20 protein-coding genes are annotated in these 20,343 nt (G+C 73.2%); 15 read left to right on the plus strand and 5 right to left on the minus strand.

From position 1 onward, the window contains the following. The first annotated feature begins 29 nt into the window (after nt 1-29). Nucleotides 30-716 (plus strand): glycerophosphodiester phosphodiesterase, encoded by a 687-nt coding sequence (locus ACZ60X_RS20555; protein ID WP_469600276.1) that lies wholly within the window; start codon nt 30-32, stop codon nt 714-716. An 81-nt stretch (nt 717-797) separates the two neighbouring features. Here the strand turns inward: ACZ60X_RS20555 and ACZ60X_RS20560 are convergent, their stop codons facing one another. Both ACZ60X_RS20560 and ACZ60X_RS20565 read right to left on the minus strand, forming a co-directional pair. Beyond that, entirely contained in the window at nt 798-1,310 is a 513-nt protein-coding gene (locus ACZ60X_RS20560) for a hypothetical protein (RefSeq protein WP_469600278.1), read from the minus strand. 239 nt (nt 1,311-1,549) lie between these two features. Then, the gene (locus tag ACZ60X_RS20565) at nt 1,550-2,074 is read right to left on the minus strand and encodes a hypothetical protein (protein ID WP_469600280.1); all 525 of its coding nucleotides are present in this window, start codon (nt 2,072-2,074) and stop codon (nt 1,550-1,552) included. A 76-nt stretch (nt 2,075-2,150) separates the two neighbouring features. Between ACZ60X_RS20565 and ACZ60X_RS20570 the strand changes: the two genes are divergently transcribed. After that, nucleotides 2,151-2,585, plus strand: a complete 435-nt coding sequence (locus tag ACZ60X_RS20570) for a VOC family protein (protein ID WP_469600282.1) — start codon at nt 2,151-2,153, stop codon at nt 2,583-2,585. Nucleotides 2,586-2,674: 89 nt separating this feature from the next. Here the strand turns inward: ACZ60X_RS20570 and ACZ60X_RS20575 are convergent, their stop codons facing one another. Next, nucleotides 2,675-3,868 (minus strand): ABC transporter substrate-binding protein, encoded by a 1,194-nt coding sequence (locus ACZ60X_RS20575; RefSeq protein WP_469600284.1) that lies wholly within the window; start codon nt 3,866-3,868, stop codon nt 2,675-2,677. A gap of 240 nt (nt 3,869-4,108) precedes the next feature. Beyond that, nucleotides 4,109-5,548, minus strand: coding sequence for a gamma-aminobutyraldehyde dehydrogenase (locus tag ACZ60X_RS20580; protein WP_469600286.1), 1,440 nt, complete (start codon nt 5,546-5,548; stop codon nt 4,109-4,111). A gap of 170 nt (nt 5,549-5,718) precedes the next feature. Here ACZ60X_RS20580 and ACZ60X_RS20585 point away from each other — a divergent pair, with 170 nt between their 5' ends. From ACZ60X_RS20585 to ACZ60X_RS20605, 5 genes are all read left to right on the plus strand, one after another. After that, on the plus strand, nt 5,719-6,240 hold the full coding sequence (locus ACZ60X_RS20585) for an Lrp/AsnC family transcriptional regulator (RefSeq protein WP_469600288.1): 522 nt from the start codon (nt 5,719-5,721) through the stop codon (nt 6,238-6,240). Next, nucleotides 6,225-7,607, plus strand: a complete 1,383-nt coding sequence (locus tag ACZ60X_RS20590; RefSeq protein WP_469600290.1) for an aspartate aminotransferase family protein — start codon at nt 6,225-6,227, stop codon at nt 7,605-7,607. The genes ACZ60X_RS20585 and ACZ60X_RS20590 overlap by 16 nt, the downstream gene beginning before the upstream one ends. A 206-nt stretch (nt 7,608-7,813) precedes the next feature. Continuing rightward, nucleotides 7,814-8,554, plus strand: coding sequence for an ABC transporter ATP-binding protein (locus ACZ60X_RS20595; RefSeq protein WP_469600292.1), 741 nt, complete (start codon nt 7,814-7,816; stop codon nt 8,552-8,554). Then, on the plus strand, nt 8,536-9,948 hold the full coding sequence (locus tag ACZ60X_RS20600) for a hypothetical protein (protein WP_469600294.1): 1,413 nt from the start codon (nt 8,536-8,538) through the stop codon (nt 9,946-9,948). Before ACZ60X_RS20595 ends, ACZ60X_RS20600 begins: the two co-directional genes overlap by 19 nt. Before the next feature lie 98 nt (nt 9,949-10,046). Next, nucleotides 10,047-10,454, plus strand: a complete 408-nt coding sequence (locus tag ACZ60X_RS20605; protein WP_469600296.1) for a VOC family protein — start codon at nt 10,047-10,049, stop codon at nt 10,452-10,454. A 4-nt stretch (nt 10,455-10,458) separates the two neighbouring features. On the opposite strand, the gene ACZ60X_RS20610 is transcribed toward ACZ60X_RS20605, so the two are convergent. After that, the gene (locus tag ACZ60X_RS20610) at nt 10,459-11,487 is read right to left on the minus strand and encodes a helix-turn-helix transcriptional regulator (protein ID WP_469600298.1); all 1,029 of its coding nucleotides are present in this window, start codon (nt 11,485-11,487) and stop codon (nt 10,459-10,461) included. A gap of 172 nt (nt 11,488-11,659) precedes the next feature. On the opposite strand from ACZ60X_RS20610, the gene ACZ60X_RS20615 reads away from it, so the two are divergent. The 8 genes from ACZ60X_RS20615 to ACZ60X_RS20650 all read left to right on the plus strand — a co-directional run bounded on the left by ACZ60X_RS20615 (nt 11,660) and on the right by ACZ60X_RS20650 (nt 20,342). Beyond that, the gene (locus ACZ60X_RS20615) at nt 11,660-11,803 is read left to right on the plus strand and encodes a hypothetical protein (RefSeq protein WP_469600300.1); all 144 of its coding nucleotides are present in this window, start codon (nt 11,660-11,662) and stop codon (nt 11,801-11,803) included. A 4-nt stretch (nt 11,804-11,807) separates the two neighbouring features. After that, on the plus strand, nt 11,808-12,713 hold the full coding sequence (locus tag ACZ60X_RS20620; RefSeq protein WP_469600302.1) for a Fe(II)-2OG oxygenase family protein: 906 nt from the start codon (nt 11,808-11,810) through the stop codon (nt 12,711-12,713). Then, complete coding sequence (locus ACZ60X_RS20625; protein WP_469600304.1) at nt 12,710-13,753, plus strand: LLM class flavin-dependent oxidoreductase; 1,044 nt, start codon at nt 12,710-12,712, stop codon at nt 13,751-13,753. Before ACZ60X_RS20620 ends, ACZ60X_RS20625 begins: the two co-directional genes overlap by 4 nt. Nucleotides 13,754-13,873: 120 nt before the next feature. After that, nucleotides 13,874-15,115, plus strand: coding sequence for an ATP-grasp domain-containing protein (locus ACZ60X_RS20630; RefSeq protein WP_469600307.1), 1,242 nt, complete (start codon nt 13,874-13,876; stop codon nt 15,113-15,115). After that, nucleotides 15,112-16,332 (plus strand): ATP-grasp domain-containing protein, encoded by a 1,221-nt coding sequence (locus ACZ60X_RS20635; RefSeq protein WP_469600309.1) that lies wholly within the window; start codon nt 15,112-15,114, stop codon nt 16,330-16,332. The genes ACZ60X_RS20630 and ACZ60X_RS20635 overlap by 4 nt, the downstream gene beginning before the upstream one ends. 99 nt (nt 16,333-16,431) lie before the next feature. Then, the gene (locus ACZ60X_RS20640) at nt 16,432-17,526 is read left to right on the plus strand and encodes a glutamate-cysteine ligase family protein (protein ID WP_469600312.1); all 1,095 of its coding nucleotides are present in this window, start codon (nt 16,432-16,434) and stop codon (nt 17,524-17,526) included. Between the two features lie 36 nt (nt 17,527-17,562). Continuing rightward, complete coding sequence (asnB, locus tag ACZ60X_RS20645) at nt 17,563-19,353, plus strand: asparagine synthase (glutamine-hydrolyzing) (protein WP_469600741.1); 1,791 nt, start codon at nt 17,563-17,565, stop codon at nt 19,351-19,353. Beyond that, a complete protein-coding gene (locus ACZ60X_RS20650) occupies nt 19,350-20,342 on the plus strand; it encodes a 2-methylaconitate cis-trans isomerase PrpF family protein (RefSeq protein ID WP_469600316.1) in 993 nt (330 codons plus the stop codon). Before asnB ends, ACZ60X_RS20650 begins: the two co-directional genes overlap by 4 nt. The last annotated feature ends 1 nt before the right edge of the window (nt 20,343 follow it).

Raw genomic sequence — 20,343 nt, forward strand, 5'->3', positions numbered from 1 at the left:
CGTTCGTCCGGCCCCGCCACAATGGGGCCATGCAGACCGTGACCGCCGTGGCCCATCGCGGCGACCCCTACCGCTTCCGCGAGAACACGACCGACTCGCTGCGTTCCGCGCTCGACCAGGGCGCGGACGTGGTCGAGATCGACGTACGGCTCACCCGTGACGGCGTGCCCGTGCTGTTGCACGACGAGACGCTGAAGCGGTTGTGGGGCGTCGACCGGCCGCTCGCCGCGCTGTCCGCCGAGGAGCTGCGCGAGCTCACGGCGGGCGGCGTGCCCACGCTCGCGGAGGCGCTGGCCGCGACCGGCGAGGCCCGGGTGATGCTGGATCTGTGCGGGCGGGTCGAGCGGCGGACGGTGGACCGGATCATGGACGTGGTCCGCCAGGGCGGCGCCCGGGAGCGCGTCTACTACTGCGCGGGCGCCGAGGCGATGCTCGCCGTGCGCGCCGCCGACCCGGCCGCCGAGATCGCCCTGACCCGGACGACGCTGGCCCCGCCCCGGCCCGTGCTGCTCGACGCGATCAGGCCGCGCTGGCTCAACTACCGCTTCTCGCTGGTCAGCCGGGAGCTGGTGGCCCGGGTCCACCACGACGGCCACCTCGTCTCCGTCTGGACCCCGGACACCCGCAGGTCGATGAGCCGGCTGCTGGACCTGGGCGTCGACTCGATCACCACGAACCGGGTCGACGTCCTGCACGCCCTGCGCTCGCGCGGCTGAGCGCTGCGCCGCAGGCGCCGCGGCGTGACGTCGGGCGGCCGCGGGTCGGCCCCGGCCGGTCGCGCGGTTCCCCCGGACCCGTCAGACGCGGGAGCGCTGGGCGACCGTCGCGGGGTCGGCCGGGGTGGCGCGGGTGAGGTACTGCGGGACCGGGGTGTCGTCCCCGCCGGTGTCCCGGACCAGGCCGTAGCGCCTGGCGCCCTGGGCGGGGCCGGTCGTGATGTCCTTCTCGGCTGCCTCCCAGCTGCTCGGGAAGACGGTCAGGCCGTAGTCGGCGCCGCGTTCGTTCACGGTGAGGGTGACGGCGCCGTCGAGGCAGAAGTACTCGTTCTGCCACATCTGCTGGGTGCCGGGCGGCAGGACGTCGTATCCGGTGGCCTTGCCGCCCGTGTCGGTGGCGGTGGGGTCGGTGGGGCTGACGGGGTCGTCCATGCGTCGGCCGCCGCCGGAGGCCACGTGGAAGAGCCTGCCCCGCAGCCCCGTCCAGGCCGGCATGACCAGGCTGCCGGAGCGGTACCGCGGTGAGAGCTGCCAGCGGACCAGCACATAGCCCGTGCCGCGCAGCGTCACGCCGTCCCCGCGGTGGTTGAGCACGGCGTGCGCGCCTGCGGGCTTGTGACGCCCCTCTCGGGCCGGTGGGGCAGGGCGGCCGGGGGCGTGTCGGGGTCCGGCGCCCGGTCGGCGGTGACGACGACCGGGCCGTACCGGCCGGCCGTCCGGGCCGGGGAGGTGCCGGGTGGATCTGCGCCGCATCCTCGTCCGCTCGGCCGGCGCCACGGACGCCGACGGCGAGTCCGTGAACCCGGTCGCCGCCCGCATCGTCCGGGCGGCCGTCACAGGGCCGCGGCCGGGGCGGCGTTCGGCGTGCCGAGCGCCGCCAGCCGCTTGATCTTCCGCCGTACGACGTACAGCGGGACGACCCCGAAGAACCCGAAGGACATGTCGATCAGGCTCCACCAGAAGGGGATTGCGCGAATGGGCCCGCAGATCAGGGCGAGGGGGATGATCCCGGCGCAGGCGATCATCCCGAACTCGACGACCCAGATGTTGCGGACCGGGTCGCGGTACGGACCGTAGAAGGCGACCGCGATGACGAGGTGGGCGAAGGCCAGCCAGTCGGTGCCGTAGAGGAGGAACGGGTAGTCGGCGTCGGCGGTGTCGAGCCCGTGGCGTACCCGCACGATCCAGTCCGTCAGCCCCGGCAGCAGGTCCGGCACGGACAGCGCGCGCAACGCGCTCTCGCTCCAGCGCAGTTCGTGCACCAGGGGGAAGGCGGTGGCCCCGCTGAGCACGAGACACACCACGAAGAGGACCAACCAGACGCGGATGCCCCGGAGCAGGGCGGCTCTGTCGCTCATGGCAGCAGCGTACGCCGTCAATTGAACACGTTCAAAAGACTTCTCGCGGCAGGGTCTGCCTTGCTAGGGTGCGGCGATGTCATCGATCAAGAAGTTCCAAGTCACCTTCGACTGCGCGGAACCGGAGCGCCTCGCCCGCTTCTGGTGCGAGGTGCTGGGGTACGTCGTACCGCCGCCGCCGGAGGGCTTCGCCACCTGGGACGACTACGAGCGCTCGCTGCCGCCGGAGCGCCAGGGCGCGGGGTTCGTCTGCGGTGACCCCTCGGGCGAGGGTCCGCGGCTGTACTTCCAGCGCGTCCCCGAGGGGAAGGTCGTCAAGAACCGGGTGCATCTGTGCGTGCGGGCCGGCACCGGGCTCGTGGGGCAAGAGCGCCTCGCCGCGCTGGAGGCCGAGTGCGCACGGCTGGTCGCGCTCGGCGCGGTACGCGAACGCGTGCTGCTCGCCGACGACTACAACGAGTCGTGCATCGTGATGCAGGACATCGAGGGCAACGAGTTCTGCCTCGACTGAACGTCCCCGCTCTTGTCGCGTCGACGGCGGGCCGGCCCCGCACGGGAGCCAGGACCCCGCCGTGCGTCCGCCGTCGCGGTCACCCCGGATCACAGACCCACGATCTCGTTCCACCGCTTCGCGAACTCCACCCGCTCCGCGGAGGTGATGTCCCGGGCGACGGCGAGGCGCTCGCGCATCGTTGTGTCGGGGAAGATCAGGGGGTTGTCGGCGAGGGCGGCAGTGTCCTTGTCCTTGGCGGAGGCAAGGACCTCCTTGGCCGCGGGGACCGGGCAGACGTAGGTGACCCAGGTGGCGAGCTTCGCGGCGACCTCGGGGTCGTAGTAGTAGTCGATCAGGCGCTCGGCGTCGGCCTTGTGGCGGGCGCGGTCGGGGATCATCAGGGAGTCCGACCAGAGTTCGGCGCCCTCCTCGGGGACGACGAAGCGGATGTCGGGGTTGTCCGCCTGGAGCTGGATGACGTCGCCGGAGTAGGCCTGGCAGGCGAGCACGTCGCCGCTGACCAGGTCCTTGGTGTAGTCGTTGCCGGTGAAGCGGCGGATCTGGCCGCGGTGGACCTGCCGTTCGACCTCGTCGCAGACCCGGTGGAAGTCGTCCGCCGTCCACTTCCTGATGTCCACGCCGTTGCCCTGCATGAGCAGCGCGAACGACTCGTCCAGGCCGGACAGGAGGGTCACGCGGCCCTTGAGGTCGTTCGCCCAGAGGTCCTTCACCCGCCGGATCTCGCGGCCGAGCCTCTTGCGGTTGTAGGCGATGCCGGTGATGCCCGACTGCCAGGGCACGGTGGACAGACGGCCCTTGTCGAAGGCCGGTGAGCGCAGCAGCGGGTCGAGGTACTTCGCGACGTTCGGCTGGTGGGCGCGGTCCATCCGCTGCACCCAGCCCAGGCGGACGAACCGGGCGCACATCCAGTCGCTGATGACGATCAGGTCGCGGCCGGTGGGCTGGTGGTTCATCAGCGCGGGGCTGATCTTGCCGAAGAACTCGTCGTTGTCGTTGATCTCCTCGACGTAGTCGACGGAGATGCCCGTGCGCTTCTCGAACGCCTCCAGCGTGGGCCGCCGGTCGGGGTTCGCGTCATCGGCGTCGATGTACAGCGGCCAGTTCGCCCAGATCAGCTTCCGGTCGGCGGCGGACTCGTCCGGCACGGCGCGGTCACCCGGCTCGACGTAGGCGGCGGGCACCCCGCAGCCGGCCAGGGCGCCCAGCGCGGCGGTGCCGCCGAGGGCGCGCAGGAGGGAGCGGCGGGACAGAGCGGACGTACGAGAAGAAGTCTGGGGCACCCCGGAAGGATGCCCGCCCGCCGGGCGCGGCGACAATCGACGCTGCGTCCAGACCCTCGCACCGGAGCCGACACCTTGTCGACCAGGGCCGGCGGAGCAGCCCCCGCTGTCCCGGCCGACCGCTGCGCCGAACCCGAACTGCCGAAGCAGGAACCGGAGTTCGCGGCCGGGGGACGACGCGGCGCGGCCCTTGGACGGGGAGGTGAACCCGTCCGGGGGCCGCGCCGCTGTGCGCGGTGGCTACTCGCCGATGGACGTCATCACGTGCTTGATCCGCGTGTAGTCCTCGAAGCCGTACGCCGACAGGTCCTTGCCGTAGCCGGACTTCTTGAAGCCGCCGTGCGGCATCTCCGCGACGAGCGGGATGTGCGTGTTGATCCACACGCAGCCGAAGTCGAGTTTCTTGGACATGCGCATCGCGCGGGCGTGGTCCTTGGTCCACACCGAGGAGGCGAGGGCGTAGTCCACGCCGTTGGCCCACTCGACGGCCTGGTCCTCGTCCGTGAAGGACTGGACGGTGATGACCGGGCCGAAGACCTCGTTCTGGATGATCTCGTCGTCCTGCTTCAGGCCGGAGACGACGGTCGGGGCGTAGAAGTAGCCCTTGTCGCCGACCCGTTGGCCGCCCGCCTCGACCTTGGCGTGGGCGGGCAGGCGCTCGATGAAGCCGGAGACCTGCTTGAGCTGGTTGGGGTTGTTCAGGGGGCCGAAGAGCACGTCCTCGTCGTCCGGCTGCCCGGTCCTGGTCTCGGCGGCGGCCTTGGCGAGCGCGGCCACGAACTCGTCGTGGACGGACTCCTGGACGAGGACCCGGGTGGCGGCCGTACAGTCCTGGCCGGCGTTGAAGAAGCCCGCGACGGAGATGTCCTCGACGGCCTTGGGGATGTCCACGTCGTCGAAGACCACGACCGGGGCCTTGCCGCCCAGCTCCAGGTGGACCCGCTTGAGGTCCTTGGACGCGGACTCGGCGACGGACATGCCCGCGCGGACCGAGCCGGTGATGGACGCCATGGCCGGGGTGTCGTGCTCGACCATCAGGCGGCCGGTGTCGCGGTCGCCGCAGATGACGTTGAAGACGCCCTTGGGCAGGATCGAGCCGATGATGTCGGCGATCAGGACCGTCGACGCCGGGGTGGTGTCCGAGGGCTTCAGGACGACCGTGTTGCCCGCGGCGATCGCCGGGGCGAACTTCCACACGGCCATCATCATCGGGTAGTTCCAGGGGGCGACCTGGGCGCAGACGCCGACCGGCTCACGGCGGATGATCGAGGTCATCCCCTCCATGTACTCACCGGCCGAGCGGCCCTCCAGCAGCCGCGCCGCACCCGCGAAGAAGCGGATCTGGTCGACCATCGGCGGGATCTCCTCGGAGCGGGTGAGCCCGACCGGCTTGCCCGTGTTCTCCACCTCGGCCGCGATCAGCTCCTCGGCGCGCTCCTCGAACGCGTCCGCGATCTTCAGCAGCGCCTTCTGCCGCTCGGCCGGGGTCGTGTCGCGCCAGGCCGGGAAGGCGCGGGCGGCGGCCTCCATGGCGGCGTCGACGTCCGCCTGCCCGGACAGCGGCGCGGTCGCGTACGCCTCGCCCGTCGCCGGGTTGACCACCTCGGTGGTCCGTCCGTCGGCGGCGTCCCGGAACTCACCGTCGATGTAGTTGCGCAGACGACGCAGCTCGGTGCTCACTGCCGGCCTCCTGATCTGGTTCTCACTGTCCGACTGCTGAGACACCCACCCTAGCCGTCAGGCCCACGTTTTCAACACCCCCATCGGCATCAGTTCTGCGAAATCCGCAAGCTACGAAGTCTCAAACAACGAATTTCATCGATCAGGCCTTGCAAAACTGTCGAGACGTCGTGCACAGTGAGCTGGTGGCCAGTCGAAGCGCAGACCAGAGGGACTCCACCCGCGAGTCCAGGAACGGCGGCACCCCCCAGCTGGACGCCGTCTCCCTCGCCATCATCCAGCAGCTCCAGGAGGACGGCCGCCGGCCGTACGCCGCGATCGGCAAGGCCGTCGGCCTGTCCGAGGCGGCCGTGCGCCAGCGCGTCCAGAAGCTGCTGGACCAGGGCGTGATGCAGATCGTCGCCGTCACGGACCCGCTCACCGTGGGCTTCCGCCGGCAGGCGATGGTCGGGATCAACGTCGAGGGCGATGTCGAGTCGATCGCGGACGCGCTGACCGGCATGTCGGAAGTCGAGTACGTGGTGATGACCGCGGGCTCGTTCGACATCCTCGCCGAGATCGTCTGCGAGGACGACGACCACCTGCTGGACGTCATCAACAAACGCATCCGGGCGCTGCCCGGGGTGCGCTCCACCGAGAGCTTCGTCTACCTGAAGCTGAAGAAGCAGACCTACATGTGGGGAACCCGATAACCGTGACCCAGAAGGACCTCAGCCGCACCGCGTACGACCACCTGTGGATGCACTTCACCCGCATGTCCTCGTACGAGAACTCCCCCGTCCCGACGATCGTCCGGGGTGAGGGCACCTACATCTACGACGACAAGGGCAAGCGCTACCTCGACGGTCTCGCCGGGCTGTTCGTGGTCCAGGCCGGTCACGGCCGCACGGAACTCGCCGAGACCGCCTTCAAGCAGGCGCAGGAGCTGGCCTTCTTCCCGGTCTGGTCCTACGCCCACCCGAAGGCCGTGGAGCTGGCCGAGCGCCTCGCCGACTACGCGCCGGGCGACCTGAACAAGGTCTTCTTCACCACCGGTGGCGGCGAGGCCGTCGAGACCGCGTGGAAGCTCGCCAAGCAGTACTTCAAGCTGGTCGGCAAGCCCACCAAGCACAAGGTCATATCCCGCGCGGTCGCCTACCACGGCACCCCGCAGGGCGCGCTGTCCATCACGGGCCTGCCCGGTCTGAAGGCGCCGTTCGAGCCGCTCGTGCCCGGCGCGCACAAGGTGCCGAACACCAACATCTACCGCGCCCCGATCTTCGGCGACGACCCGGAGGCCTTCGGCCGCTGGGCCGCCGACCAGATCGAGCAGCAGATCCTCTTCGAGGGCCCGGACACCGTCGCCGCGGTCTTCCTGGAGCCGGTGCAGAACGCCGGCGGCTGCTTCCCGCCGCCGCCCGGCTACTTCCAGCGGGTCCGCGAGATCTGCGACCAGTACGACGTGCTGCTCGTGTCGGACGAGGTCATCTGCGCCTTCGGCCGCCTCGGCACGATGTTCGCCTGTGACAAGTTCGGCTACGTCCCCGACATGATCACCTGCGCCAAGGGCATGACCTCGGGCTACTCCCCGATCGGCGCGTGCATCATCTCCGACAGGCTCGCCGAGCCGTTCTACAAGGGCGACAACACCTTCCTGCACGGCTACACCTTCGGCGGTCACCCGGTCTCCGCGGCCGTGGGCCTCGCCAACCTCGACCTGTTCGAGCGCGAGAACCTCAACCAGCACGTGCTCGACAACGAGGGCGCCTTCCTCCAGACCCTGCAGAAGCTGCACGACCTGCCGATCGTCGGCGACGTCCGCGGCAACGGCTTCTTCTACGGCATCGAGCTGGTGAAGGACAAGCACACCAAGGAGTCCTTCAACGACGAGGAGACCGAGCGCGTCCTGTACGGGTTCCTCTCCAAGGCGCTGTACGACAACGGCCTGTACTGCCGTGCCGACGACCGCGGCGACCCGGTCGTCCAGCTGGCCCCGCCGCTGATCTCCGACCAGGAGACCTTCGACGAGATCGAGCAGATCCTGCGCGCGACGCTGACCGAGGCGTGGACGAAGCTCTGACCAGCCGAAGCTGCGATCATCCGACCGGATGACCGACCCCGGCCCCGGTGCCGTCCGTTCGAGTGGGAACGGCGGCCCGGGGCCGTGTGCTGTCCGGCCTCCCGGCACCGGCTGCCTAGCGTTCCAGTGACCGATCGGCCCAGCCGTCGTTCGCCCGTACGGGGGAACGGACGCGGGAAAACGGAGCAGAACCGAGGTGTACGCCCATGGAGGCCCCGCCGGACAACGATGTGCTGTGGGCACGCTCGCTGCAGTTCAGGCACCGCGACGGCTCCCCCGGGCTCGCCGGGATCTCGCTCGGGGTGCGCGAGGGCGACATCCTCGCCGTCACCGGCCCGCGCGGCAGCGGCAAGACGACCCTGCTGTCGTGCCTGTCCGGACTGGTGCCGGTGCGCGAGGGCGAGGTCTGGTTCAACAGCACGCCCATGCACACCCTGGGCCCGATGGCCCGGGAGCGGCTGCGCCGGGAACGGTTCGGCTGGATCGACCCGGCGCCGGTCCTGGTGCCCGAGCTGAACGCCTGGGAGAACGCCGCGCTGCCCCTGATGCTGCGCGGCGTCGGACGCCGCCGGGCCAAGGTGGCCGCGCTGGAGTGGCTGGAGCGGCTCGACGTCGGCGCCGCGTCCCGCGCCCGCCCGCACCGGCTGACGCAGGCCGAGCGGCAGCGCGTCGCCATCGCCCGGGCCCTCGCCCCCGCCCCCACGGTCCTGTTCGCCGACGAGCCGACGGCCCCGCTGCACCGCGCCGACCGCACCCAGGTGCTGCGCACCCTCACCACGGCCGCCCGCTCGCACGGCATCACGGTCGTCCTCGCCACGGCGGACCCCGACACCGCGGCCGGCGCGGACCACACGGTCTCCCTGCTGGACGGCCGGCGCGTGCACACGCTGAACCTGCCGGAGACCCCGGAGACGGAAGGCCGGGCCGCGTGCTCGCTCTCCGCCTGACCCGCGCGGCCCGGCCCGCCGTCCAGCTGCGCCGCCTGCTGGTGGCCGCAGCCTCGGCGGGCACCGGATTCCTGCTGCTGTCCTGCCTCGGCTACGCCCTGAACCACCCCGAGTCGGCCGATGCCGCCGCGCTGCGCCTGCTCTGGTGCGCGGTGCCGCTCGCCGCCACGGTGCACCTCGCCCTGGCGGTCGCCCGCACCGACCCCGGTACCCGGCCGCGCACCGGGCTGTCCGCGGTGGGGCTCGGCCCGGCCCGCCTGATGGCGATCTCCGCCCTGACCACCGCCCTGTCCTGCACGCTGGGCTCGCTGCTGGCCCTGCTGGTCTTCCTGCACCTGCGCGGCGACCCGAGGGGTCTGCCCTTCGGCCGCGCGGCCGCCGACTTCCTGGCCGCCGGCGAGTCCCTCCCGGTCGCGGCGACCCTGACCCTGCTGACCCTGGCCCCGGCCGCGGCGGCCACGACGGTGGCGCTGGCCCTGCGCCCGAGGGACCCCCGCCCCGCCGCCCCGGGCCGGCGCCGGTTCGGCCGCTTCGGGGCGTACGGCTACGCGCCGGCACGCGAGACGTTCGGGACGTACGGGAGGTTCGGGTCGCGCCGGGACCGCGCACCGGGGAACGGCGGCGTCGGCACGGCGCCGGATGGCGCGCCGCACGCCGCCACGGAAGGCGGCCCGCACGCCGAACGCCCGGCTCCGGAAGGCGAGTTGCGCTCCCTGGCACCGGCCCCGGACGGCGAGTCCCGTCCCGAGCCGCCGGCCGGCGGGGGCGAACACCGGCCCGGGTCACCGGCCCCGGAAGCCGACTGGACCGGCGGCGCCCTCCGGCCGCCCGGGGACACCCCGGTCGGCCTGCCCTGGGGCATCACCCTCGTCACCGGCGGCCTCGCGGCCCACGCCTATGCCGAGCGGGACGACCGCGTCGTCCTCCTCGGCTGGCTCCTGATCGCCGGCGGCCTCGTCCTCGCCGCCCCCGGCCTCGCCCATCTGTGCGGCCGTCTGCTGCAGTCCGTACGCCCCGGCGCCCTGCGCCTCCTCGCCGGCCGGGTGCTGATGGCGGAGGCCACCCGCATCGGCCGCCCCCTGGGCGTCGTGTGCGCGGTCGCGTCCGCCGGCTACGCCATGACCTCGCTGTACGCGGGCTCGGGGGCGGCGTTCGGCCCCCTGGCCGCCCTCGGCGCGCTGGTCGTGGGCGGCTGCACGGTCGCCACCCTGCTCACCGCCGCCGTGGAGGCCCGCCAGTGCCGGGCGGCCACCACCTCCGCGCTGCTGCGCCTCGGCGCCCGGGCCACGATGCTGCGCGCCGCGGCGGCCGTGCGCGCGGCGGCCCTGCTCGCGCTGTTCGGCCCGCTCACCCTCGCCGTCGCCGCCCTCGCGGCCCTCCCCGCGAGCCGCTGAGAAAAGTTCCGCGATCGCCGATGAGTTCGAGGCGGGCCCGGGGTCTACCTTGTCGAACACGCTGACCGCAGCGACGCATACCTACGGGAGAGACCCTGATGTACCAGCAGATGATCTTCGTGAACCTGCCCGTGAACGACCTCGACGCCTCCAAGAAGTTCTTCACGGAGCTGGGCTACACGATCAACGCCCAGTTCAGCGACGAGAAGGCGGCCTCCGTGGTGATCAGCGACACCATCGTCGCGATGCTGCTCACCAAGCCGTTCTACGCGACCTTCACCAAGAAGGAGATCGCCGACGCCACGAAGACCAGCGAGGTGCTGGTCTGTCTGAGCGCCGAGAGCCGCGCGAAGGTCGACGAGCTGGTGGACCGGGCGATCGCGGCGGGCGGCACGGAGACCGGCCCGACCCAGGACCACGGCTTCATGTACGGCCGCGCCTTCGACGACCTGGACGGCCACACCTGGGAGGTCATGTGGATGGACCCGGCCGCGATCCAGGGCTGACCCGTCATCCCTCCTCGTCGAGCAGCCCCTGCTGCTGGATGAGGCAACCCAGGTGCACACGGCTGCGGGCGCCGAGGCGGTTCATGATCTCGGTGATGTGGCGCTGGCAGGTGCGGATCGTCATGCCCATCCGGCGGGCCACGGCCTTGTCGTCGTGGCCCGCCGCCAGCAGCCGGACGATGTCCGCCTTGATGTCCTCGGAGGCCGCGATCGCCTGCGCCCGGCCGTGCTCCGCGGGGAAGGGCACGGCCGCCGCCCAGGCGCGCTCGAACGTCGCCACGACGAAGTCGACCACGTGCGGGTCCCGGATGAGCGCGGCGCCGCGCGGATTGCCCCGCAGCGGCACCACCGCGACGTCCCGGTCGAAGACGATGGTCCGCGAGAAGGCGTCCCCCAGCGTGCGGACCTCCGCGCCGAGCGGCGTGACCTGGTCCACGTAGGCGACGGTGGTCTGGCTGAACTGGGCGGTGTGCTGGTAGAGCGTGCGCATGCTGATGCCGCGGGCGAGGACCGCCTTGGTCCGCTCCATCGCCTCCGTCAGCACCTCCTCGGGACGCGCGCCGCCCGGCTGTGAGGTGAGCACCTCGGTGCGTACGTTCTCGGACAGCTCGGTGAGCCGCTTGCGCACGTCCTCCAGGTCCGGGAGCGCCTCGACGCCCTCGCGGCGCATCCGGTGCGCCGCGCCCTCGTCGTAGAGCGGGACGAGGTGGGCGAGTTCGTCCCGCAGCCGGTCCGCCGTCTCCTGAAGCGCCGACATCTGCCGCCGCACCGGGCGCGTCAGCTGGTCGAGGGCGCTGTCGGGCGAGACCGTCGTCAGCAGCCCGGGGTCGTCGGCGCTGCGCCGCAGCAGCCGCAGTTCGACCAGGTGCGCGGCGGCACGCTCCAGGTCCGCCCGGGGCAGGCGCACTCTCTCCGCGAGGTCGTCGAGGGAGAAACGGATCAGCTGAGCGGCACAGCCGTACACACGTCGCTCGGTCGCACCCAGATCCGGCAGGTCGCCGACCGGGGATTGCCCCTTTTCATCCATGTTCATCCACCCGTCCGAATTCACGCTTACGCAAAAAGATACGTGATACCGGATGAATATCCACTGGTCCCGCTGCCATGATCGGACCGTGCCGCTTCGCCGGAACCACCATCGGCACAACGGCGTGACGAGCCGGTGGCGGAGCACCGCGCACATCACACACGCAACTGGGGGAGAAATGAAGCGACGCACCACCGCCCTCGTCCTGGGACTCGCCGCCCTGGCCCTGCCGCTCCTGCTCCAGGCGGGCCCCGGCACCGCCGCACCGTCCACCGTGGCGGCGGCGCGGGCCGTCCCGGCGAACGACCTCGGCTGGGGCTGAGGCAGTGGCGCGGCCGGGCACCGTCCTGGGCTACGAACTCGGCGTGGCGGAGCTGCGGCAGATCGCCGGCCTCGTGGACGACCTGCTGGACACCCGGCTCGACCCGGCCGAGAGCACGCTGTACCGCCTCGGCTGGGAACTGCCGGGCCTGCTGCCGAGCGCCCTGCGCCGGACGCTGTACGAACTGCGCACCGAAGCCCGCGCGCCCGCCTGCCTGATCCGCGGCATGTACGTCGACGACACGGCCCTGGGCCCACCGCCCGCCGGCCGGCCCGCCGGCCGCGGCTTCACCCGGACCCGCCAGGAGGAGCTGTACCTCGCCGTGGTCTCCATGGGCCTGGCCGAGGCCTTCTCCCGGGGGGACCGCATCATCGACGACCTGCTGCCGGCGACGGCCGCCGGGGACCGGGCCCTGGGCACCGCCGACGGGCCCGGCCCGGACCGCTGCGACTACCTGGGCCTGCTCTCCCTGCGCGGCGGACCGTCCGGCACGCCACTGGAGCTGGCCGCCGTCCGGGACGTCGGGCTCGCCGGTGACCAGGCCGAGGTGCTGCGGCAGCGGCGCTATCACGCGGCGGGGCGGCCCGGTGCCGTACTGGCCGGGCCGGCGGAGGCGCCCGGCTTGCGCCTGGACCCGTTCCGCGCCGCTGCCCGGGACGGCGACCGGGAGGCCGCCGGCGCGCTCGACGCGCTGCGCGACGGGCTCGGCCGCTGCCGTCAGGAGATCGTCCTGCACCCCGGTGACCTGCTGTTCGTGGACAACTTCCAGGCGCTCACGGCGGGACCGGCGGTCCCGGGCGGCTGGCTGAAGACGATCCTGCTCATCCGTGACCTGCGCCGGCTGCGCGGGCCGCGGTCCGGGGCCGGGCCGGCCCCGGCTCTCGTGGACGTGGGGGACGACCACCGATGAACGACACCAGCGCCGCCGCCGCGCGCGGCGGCGGCGCCCCGCGCGTGGGGCTCAACCTCACGCTCCAGTACCTGCCCGGCGAGGATCCGGGCCGGGCGCTCGACGACCACCTCACGCTCGTCGCCGCCGTCGCGGAGGCCGGCTGGGACTCGGTGTTCGTCGCGCAGCACTACCTGAGCGAGGAGCTGGCCCACCTGCAGCCGCTGCCGCTGCTCGGCCGCCTCTCGGCCGTCACCGGCCGGATGCGGCTGGGCTCCGGCATCTGCCTGCTCGCCCTGCAGAATCCGGTCGACGCGGCCGAGGCCTACGCGACGGCGGACGTGCTGAGCGGGGGCCGGCTGGTCTTCGGCGCGGGCCTCGGGTACCGCGACACCGAGTACGAGGCCTTCGGCATCGGCACCACGGGCCGGGTCACCCGGCTGACCCGCAACCTCGACCTGGTGCGCCGGCTGTGGGCCGGGGAGAGCGTCGACGCGGACCTGCCCTGGTGCCGCCTGGACGGCGCCCGGCTCACGGTCCTGCCCGTGCAGCGGCCCGGGCCGCCCGTGTGGCTCGCCGCCAACAGCGACAAGGCGGTCCGCCGGGCGGCACGGCTCGGCGACGCCTGGATGATCAACCCGCATGCCGCGATGACCACCGTCGAACGCCAGCTGGGGCTGTACCGGCAGGCCAGGGCCGAGGCCGGGCTGCCCGCACCGGCCGACGTACCGCTGATGCGCGAGGTCGTCTGCGCCCCGGACCGGGCCACCGCCCGCGCGCGGGCCCGCCGGCATCTCGCGGCCAAGTACGCCACGTACAAGGCCTGGGGACAGGACACCGTCCTGCCCCGGGGCGACCGGTTCGACCCCGACCTCGCCGCCCTCTCCCAGGACCGGTTCGCGGTCGGCGACCCCGCCGACTGCCTGGCCGCCCTGCGCGAGTGGACCCGGCGCACGGACGCCACCGAGCTGATCCTGCGCGTGCACTGGGCCGGTGCGCCCCTCGCGGAGGCCCTGGAGTCCGTGGCCCTGCTCACCGAGCACGTCCTGCCCCACCTGTGACATCCCCCCGTATCCGGGGGCATCCGCCCGTATCCGGGGGCATCCGCCCGTACCTCCGACGTTCCGCCGTACCTCTCGGGCCTGCCCTGCCGTTCTCGAAGGCCGCAAGGAGACCTACACATGACGCACGACCCCCGGGTGCTGGTGATACGCCCCGCCAAGGAGCGCGAGGCGGCCTTGCGCACCCTCGCGCGGACCGGCGCGGAGATCGTCGTGGCCGACCATCCGGACAACGACCTCTCGGGCTTCGCCGACGTCCAGCTGCCGCTGCCGCGCGTCCCCACCGCGTTCCGCACCGGCGCCGTCGGCGAACTCCAGGCCCGCATCCTCGACTTCCACGCCGAGCGCCCCTTCACCGCCGTCATGGCCGACTTCGACTATCTGCTGCCCCTGGTCGGCCGGATCAACGAGCGGGCGGGCCTGCGCGGGCACACCGAACGGTCCGGACTGGCCTGTTCCAACAAGCGGCTCCAGCGCGCCGCCCTGGACCGGGCCGGCGTACCGCAGCCGCGCTGGATCTCCGGTCAGGACGCAGCGGCGGCACGGGACTTCGTGAAGTCCGCCGGGTGGCCCGTCGTGGTCAAGCCCGCCGACCGGGCGGCGAGCTGTGCGGTCGCCGTCGTGTCCGACGAGGCCGCGCTGGACGCGGCCGTCGCCGCCGCCCTCGCCGAGTCCTGGGAGCGGGACGTGATCGTGGAGGAGTACCTGGACGGGCCGGAGTTCAGCGTCGAGGCGGTCGTCGCCGACGGCCGGGTCACGACCGTCGCCGTCACCGGGAAGGGCATCGGCGGGCGCACCGGGGTCCTCAAACTGGACGCGGAGATCCCCGCCCCGCTGCCCGCCGCCGACCGCGGCGCCGTCGAGCGGGTCGCGGCGGACGCCGTCCTCGCCTGCGGGCTGCTCGACGGCCCCGCGCACACCGAGGTCCGGCTCACCGCCGACGGGCCCCGGATCGTCGAGGTCAACGGCCGCATCGGCGGGGTGTTCATCAGCCACATGGTGCGTGCCGTCACCGGGGTGGACCTCTACCAGGCCTGGTACGACGTGCTGCACGGCCGCCCGCCCCGGCTGGACGTCGAGCGGCGCGGGGTCGCGGTGCGCCGTTGCCTGTCGGAGGCGGCCGGCCTGGTCGAGGCGGTGGACGTCGGGCCGCTGCCCGCCGAGCTGGCCCGGCGCCACGTCCTCACCCGCTGCTTCGTCCACCCCGGCGACCGGCTCGCCCCGATCGAGAACGGCAACGAGATGCGCGCCGCGGTCGTCGCGTTCGCCGAGGACCGGGAGGGTGCCGTGGCCGCCGCGGACGCCCTGGCCGCGAACCTCGTCATCCGCACCGCCGCGCCGGCCCGTGAGGGGGAAGCATGAGCAAGGTCCTGGTCCTGAACCGCTACCGGCTCCAGTCCGCGGCCTTCCACCGCTGGCTCGATCCGGAGCACGAGCTGTACCTCCTCAACTGTGCGACGCGCGCTGTCGACCGGCACCCCGAGGCCGCCGCGATCCGCGAACGGTACGCGCGCGTCGCCGAGTTCGAGGACTACGTCACCAACCCCGCGGTGTACGAGACCGCGCGGGAGTGGATCCGCGCACACGGCATCGACACCGTCATCGCGTTCTCGGAGCACGACGTGCTCCGCGCGGCCCGGCTGCGCGACGAGTTCGGCCTCGACGGCCAGGGCAGCGAGAGCGCGCACGCCTACCGCGACAAGCTGCGCATGAAGCGGCTCCTGGCCGCCGCCGGCCTGCCCGTCGTCCCGTTCGCGGCGCCGCGCGGGCCGGGTGACCTGGAGAAGTTCGCCGCGGAGGTGGGCTATCCGGTGCTCGCCAAGCCGCGCACCGGGACCGGCTCGCAGGGCATCGTGCGCCTGGCGGACGACGGGGAGGCCCGGGCGTTCGCCGCCGAGCGGGGCGCGGAGCTGGACGGCTACCTGGCCGAGGCGTTCACCCCGCACGAACTGCTGCACTGCGACGGCGTGTTCGTCGACGGGCGGGCCGTCTTCAGCGAGGTGTGGTCCTGGTCGACCACGATGCTGGACGTCCGCGACCGCCCGGTGCCGACCATGGCGATCACCCTCGACGCCGGTGACCCGCGCAGGGACGAGGTGGTGCGGCTGGCCGAGCGGACCCTGCGCGCCCTGCCCACGCCCCGGGCCACCGCCTTCCACATCGAGTTCTTCGACACGGCCGCCGGCATCGTCGTGAACGAGGCCGCGAGCCGTGTGGGCGGCGGTCGTATCCAGCCCACGCTGCGCCGCCTGCACGGCGTCGACCTGGTCGAACTGGCGGCCCGCCACCAGACGCGCTCCTCGCCCGAGGCGCTCGCGCCGCACCGCGCCGCGCCCACCGGGGGCTTCCTGCTGCTCTACGACACCCAGGGCGCCCGCGGCACCGCCCCCGCCGCCTGCCCGCTCGACGGCATCAGCCACTACGAGACGGTGCTGCCGCCCGCCACGGGCGCGGCGGCCGACGTCGCCTCCTGCGCCTATCTGCTCAGCGGGGTCGCGCTCGGTGACGGCCGCGACCAGACCCGCCGGCGGCTGCTCGCCCTGTACGAGTGGTTCCTCGGCTCCGTCACCGAGTCCTGACCCATCCCGCCTTCCCCCTCCCCTTTCCGCTTCCTCCCTTCCCCTTCCTCGCTTCCCTTCCTCCTTCCCGAGGTCCCTCGCACGAAAGGCGATTCCGTCATGCCCGGATACGACCCGAACAGCTTCCGCATGGGCGTGGAGTTCGAGTACCAGCTCGTCACCGCCGACGGCCGGCCGCAGCACTGGCGCGAGCTGTCCTTCCCCCAGCTCAAGGACCTCATCGCCCGGTCCAACGCGCCGAGCAACGACTACATGGCGATGAAGTACCCCGGCTCCGACCGGCGCAGCTTCTACCTGGAGGGCTACGACCTGACCGACGAGCAGGGCGAGATCGTCGACCTGCACGTCAAGGGCATCGAGATCAGCACGCCCATCGCCGGCGACGTGTACGAGCAGCAGGAGTACCTGGTCCAGCACTACCAGGAGATGCAGGACCTGCTCGCCGGGGTCGGCCTGAGCGGCAGCGCCTACGGCGCCCACGCCTCGGCCGAGGAGTACCGGGGCCCGCGCGGCGGCCGGGGCGTGGAGGGCTGGGCCGCGGCCGAGACCGCGATGATGACGTGGGGCATCCACGTCAACGTCAGCTTCCCCGAGGCCGTCGAGGCCGGGCTCGACCGGGAGTACCTGCACGCGAAGTTCGACTGGTTCGGCCCGGCCCTGATCCTGCTCAGCGCCAACACCCCGGTGCGCGGGGACGGACCGTGGACCGTGGACGGCGTCGTCGGCAAGTCGGAGCGCTCCTGGCGGCGCAGCTTCACCCGGCGCCCGCTGTACTTCCGTGACGACCAGTACTTCCGCAAGGAGGTCACCTGCATCGACATCACCCACCGGCTCGACCTCGTGCGCGGTTACACCGCCCTGGTGGCCGGACTGATGCTGGAGAAGGGCGACTTCGACCACGTGGCGAGCCCCTTCGCCGACCGCAACATGCGCGAGGCCGCCCTGCACGGCTACCAGGCGCCGCTGCTGAACCGCCACTTCGAGCCCGTCGACGGTGGCGCGCTCGTCGACGACGCCCTCGCCCGCGCCGCCAAGGGCCTGGCCGACCAGGGCCTGGACACCGCGCCGCTCGACCCCCTGCGGGCCCTGGCCGACCGGCGCCGCTGCCCCGCCGACGACACCCTGGACACCTGGTACGCCCGGCCGGACTGGGCGTCGTTCCTGAAGGCCCACGCCGAGCTGACCGGTCACTGACGCCCGACGCACCAGACGAAAGGACGAGTGCGCACCATGTGCCGCGTCTTCGGCCTGCTCGACCCCCGCCTGACCCATGACGAGCTGCACCGGCTGGGCGAGGAGACGGCCAGGCTCCTCCACCACGGCGGCCCGGACGGGCACGCCCACCGGGTCTTCGACGGAAGTCTGGTCGGCGGCACCCGCCTGGCCATCTCCGACCCCGCGCACGGGTGGCAGCCGTTCACCTCGGACGGCGTCACCGTGTTCTACAACGGCGAGATCTACAACGCGCCGCAGCTGCGCCGCCGGCTGGCCGCCGAGGGCGTGCGGTTCCGCACGGAGTGCGACGGCGAGGTGCTGGCGCCGCTGTTCGCCCGGCACGGCACGGCCGCCGCCGGGCTGCTGGACGGCATGTTCGCCATCGCGGCCTACGACCACCGCACCCGGCGCCTGACCCTCGTCCGCGACCAGGCCGGCGTCAAGCCGCTCTACCTGTTCGCCGACGAAGGGCGGGTCGGCTTCGCCTCCGAACTGCCCGCCCTGCTCAAGCTGCGCGGCGCCGCCGTCCGCCTCGACGCCGACGCTCTGGACCGCTACCTGCGCTTCAAGGCGCCGTTCGGGGCGGTGCCCGCGCCCGGCGCGCTCGGCGATCCCACGCTCGTGGCGGGGGCGTACGCGCTGCCGCCCGGGCACGCGCTGGAGGTCGGTCCCGACGCCGCACCCCGGCTCACCGAGGTCGCCGCCGTGGTCCCCGGCCGGTACGCCGACCCCGAGGAGCACCTGGCCGGCCTGCTCCCCGACCTGGTCGCCGACATGCTGCCCACGGACGTGCCGTACTGCGCGGTCCTCTCCGGCGGGCTGGACTCGACGGTCGTCACGACGCTCGCCACCCGCGCGGGCGGCCCGCTGACCGCCTTCACCGTCGTGCCCCGCACCCCGTCCGCCTACGACGAACTGCCCTTCGCGCAGGCGGCGGCGCAGGCCAACGGCGCCCGCCTGGAGCAGGTGCGGGTCGGCGGCCGCGACATCCCAGAGCTGCTGCCTGCCGTGGTGCACAGCCTCGGCCAGCCCAACTCCGACCCGATCACCGTCAGCACCTACCGGCTGTTCCAGGCGGTCCGTGCGGCCGGCTTCCCGGTGGCGCTCACCGGTGACGCCAGCGACGAACTCTTCGGCGGCTACGACCGGTTCCGGGCGCTGGTCCACGGCGGCGACAGCGCCGCGTACCGCGACGCGCTGTCCGGCATGCCGGTCTCCTTGCACCGCTCCCTCTACACCGGCGAGGCGCGCGAGCACCTGGAGGCGGCACGGCGCGCCGACGCCGGGCCCTGGGCGGTCCCCGGCGTCGCCGACCCGGCGCACGCCGCCGCCGAGTTCGAGCTGCGGCACCGGCTGCCCGTCTACCACCTGCAGCGGGTGGACCACCTCAGCGCCGCGCACGCCGTCGAGGCCCGTGTGCCGTTCTGCCGCAACGGGGTCACGGCCCTCGGCCGTTCCCTGGGAGCCGACCGGAAGATCGGACCCGACGGCACCGTCAAGGTGGCCCTCGCACGGACCGCCGCCCGGCACGCGTGGGCGCCGGCGGAGATCCTCCAGCGCCCCAAGCAGCCGTTCACGTTCCGCCTGGCCGACCATCTCCTCGACGAGGACGCGGTGGCGCTGGGCTGGGCGCGGCAGGTCCTGACCGACCCGTCCGCGGCCCGGCGGGGCCTGTTCGACCCGGGCCGTGTGGAGAAGCTGCTGGCCGAGTTCGAGGAGCGCCGTACCGAGCCACTCGCGCACACGGTATGGGCGCTGCTGGTGCTGGAGCTGTGGCTGGGGCAGACCGACGGAGGCTCGCTGTGAGCGCCGTGACCGCCGTGACCCCCGCGCCCACGGAGCGTGTGCGGGCCGTCGGCGTCGACACCGGCCTGTGGAGCGTGGGCGGTGCCGCCGCGCCGACCCTGGTCGTCACCAGCTCCCGCCGGGTCACCGACCCGCTGCCCGTCCTGGAGACCGCCGTGGCCACCGTGGGCCGCCCCGTCGCCAAGGTCGCGCTCGCCCATCCGGCCGAGGGCGCGCCCGACGTCGCCGCCGAGTACGTGTTCGCGCAGGTCGTGGAGCGGGACGGCAGCCAGGTGCTGGATCTGACCCCGGAGTGCGGCCACTCGATGCTCGCGACCGCGACCCATCTGGTCGCCCAGGGCCACGTCCCGTCCGGCCGGGGACCCCTGCGGCTGCTGACCCACCGCTCCGGCCGGCGGCGCGTCGTGAGCTGCGCCATCCGTACGCTGGACCCGGTGCGCGGCGTCCACGAGGCGGGCCTCAGCTTCCCGCTGGACGACCTCGGCGGCGCGTTCCCGCTCGGCGGGCGCCCGCTGTCCGTGTCCGTCGGCGCGCTGCGGGTCCCGGTGACCGTGGTCGACAGCGGCAACCCGTACGCCTTCGTGGACGCGGCGGCGCTCGGCCTCACCGACGGAGCGGCGCTGCTCGGCCCGGCGGGCGCGGCCGCCCGGGACGTACTCGCCGAGGTACGGCGGCAGTTGGCGCCCCGGCTCGGCATGGCGGTCTCCGCCGTGCTGCCGAAGCCGGCGCTGCTGCTGCGCACCGGCGACGGCACGCTGTACGCGCGAGCCCTGTCGACGGACGACTGGCACCCGGGGCTCGCGCTCACCGGTCAGGTCGCCGTCGCGACCCTGGTGGCGGGCACCGCACCCGGCGACACCGACCTCGCCATCCACCACCCCGGCGGTATCGCCACGGTCGGCCTGCGGGAGCGGCCCGACGGCGGCCGGGCCCTGAGCGTGACGGGCCGGCGTGTGGTGCGCCTGGACCCGCGGCGGCTGGGAGGCTGAC

Source organism: Streptomyces sp. NPDC104106, from assembly GCF_055584345.1.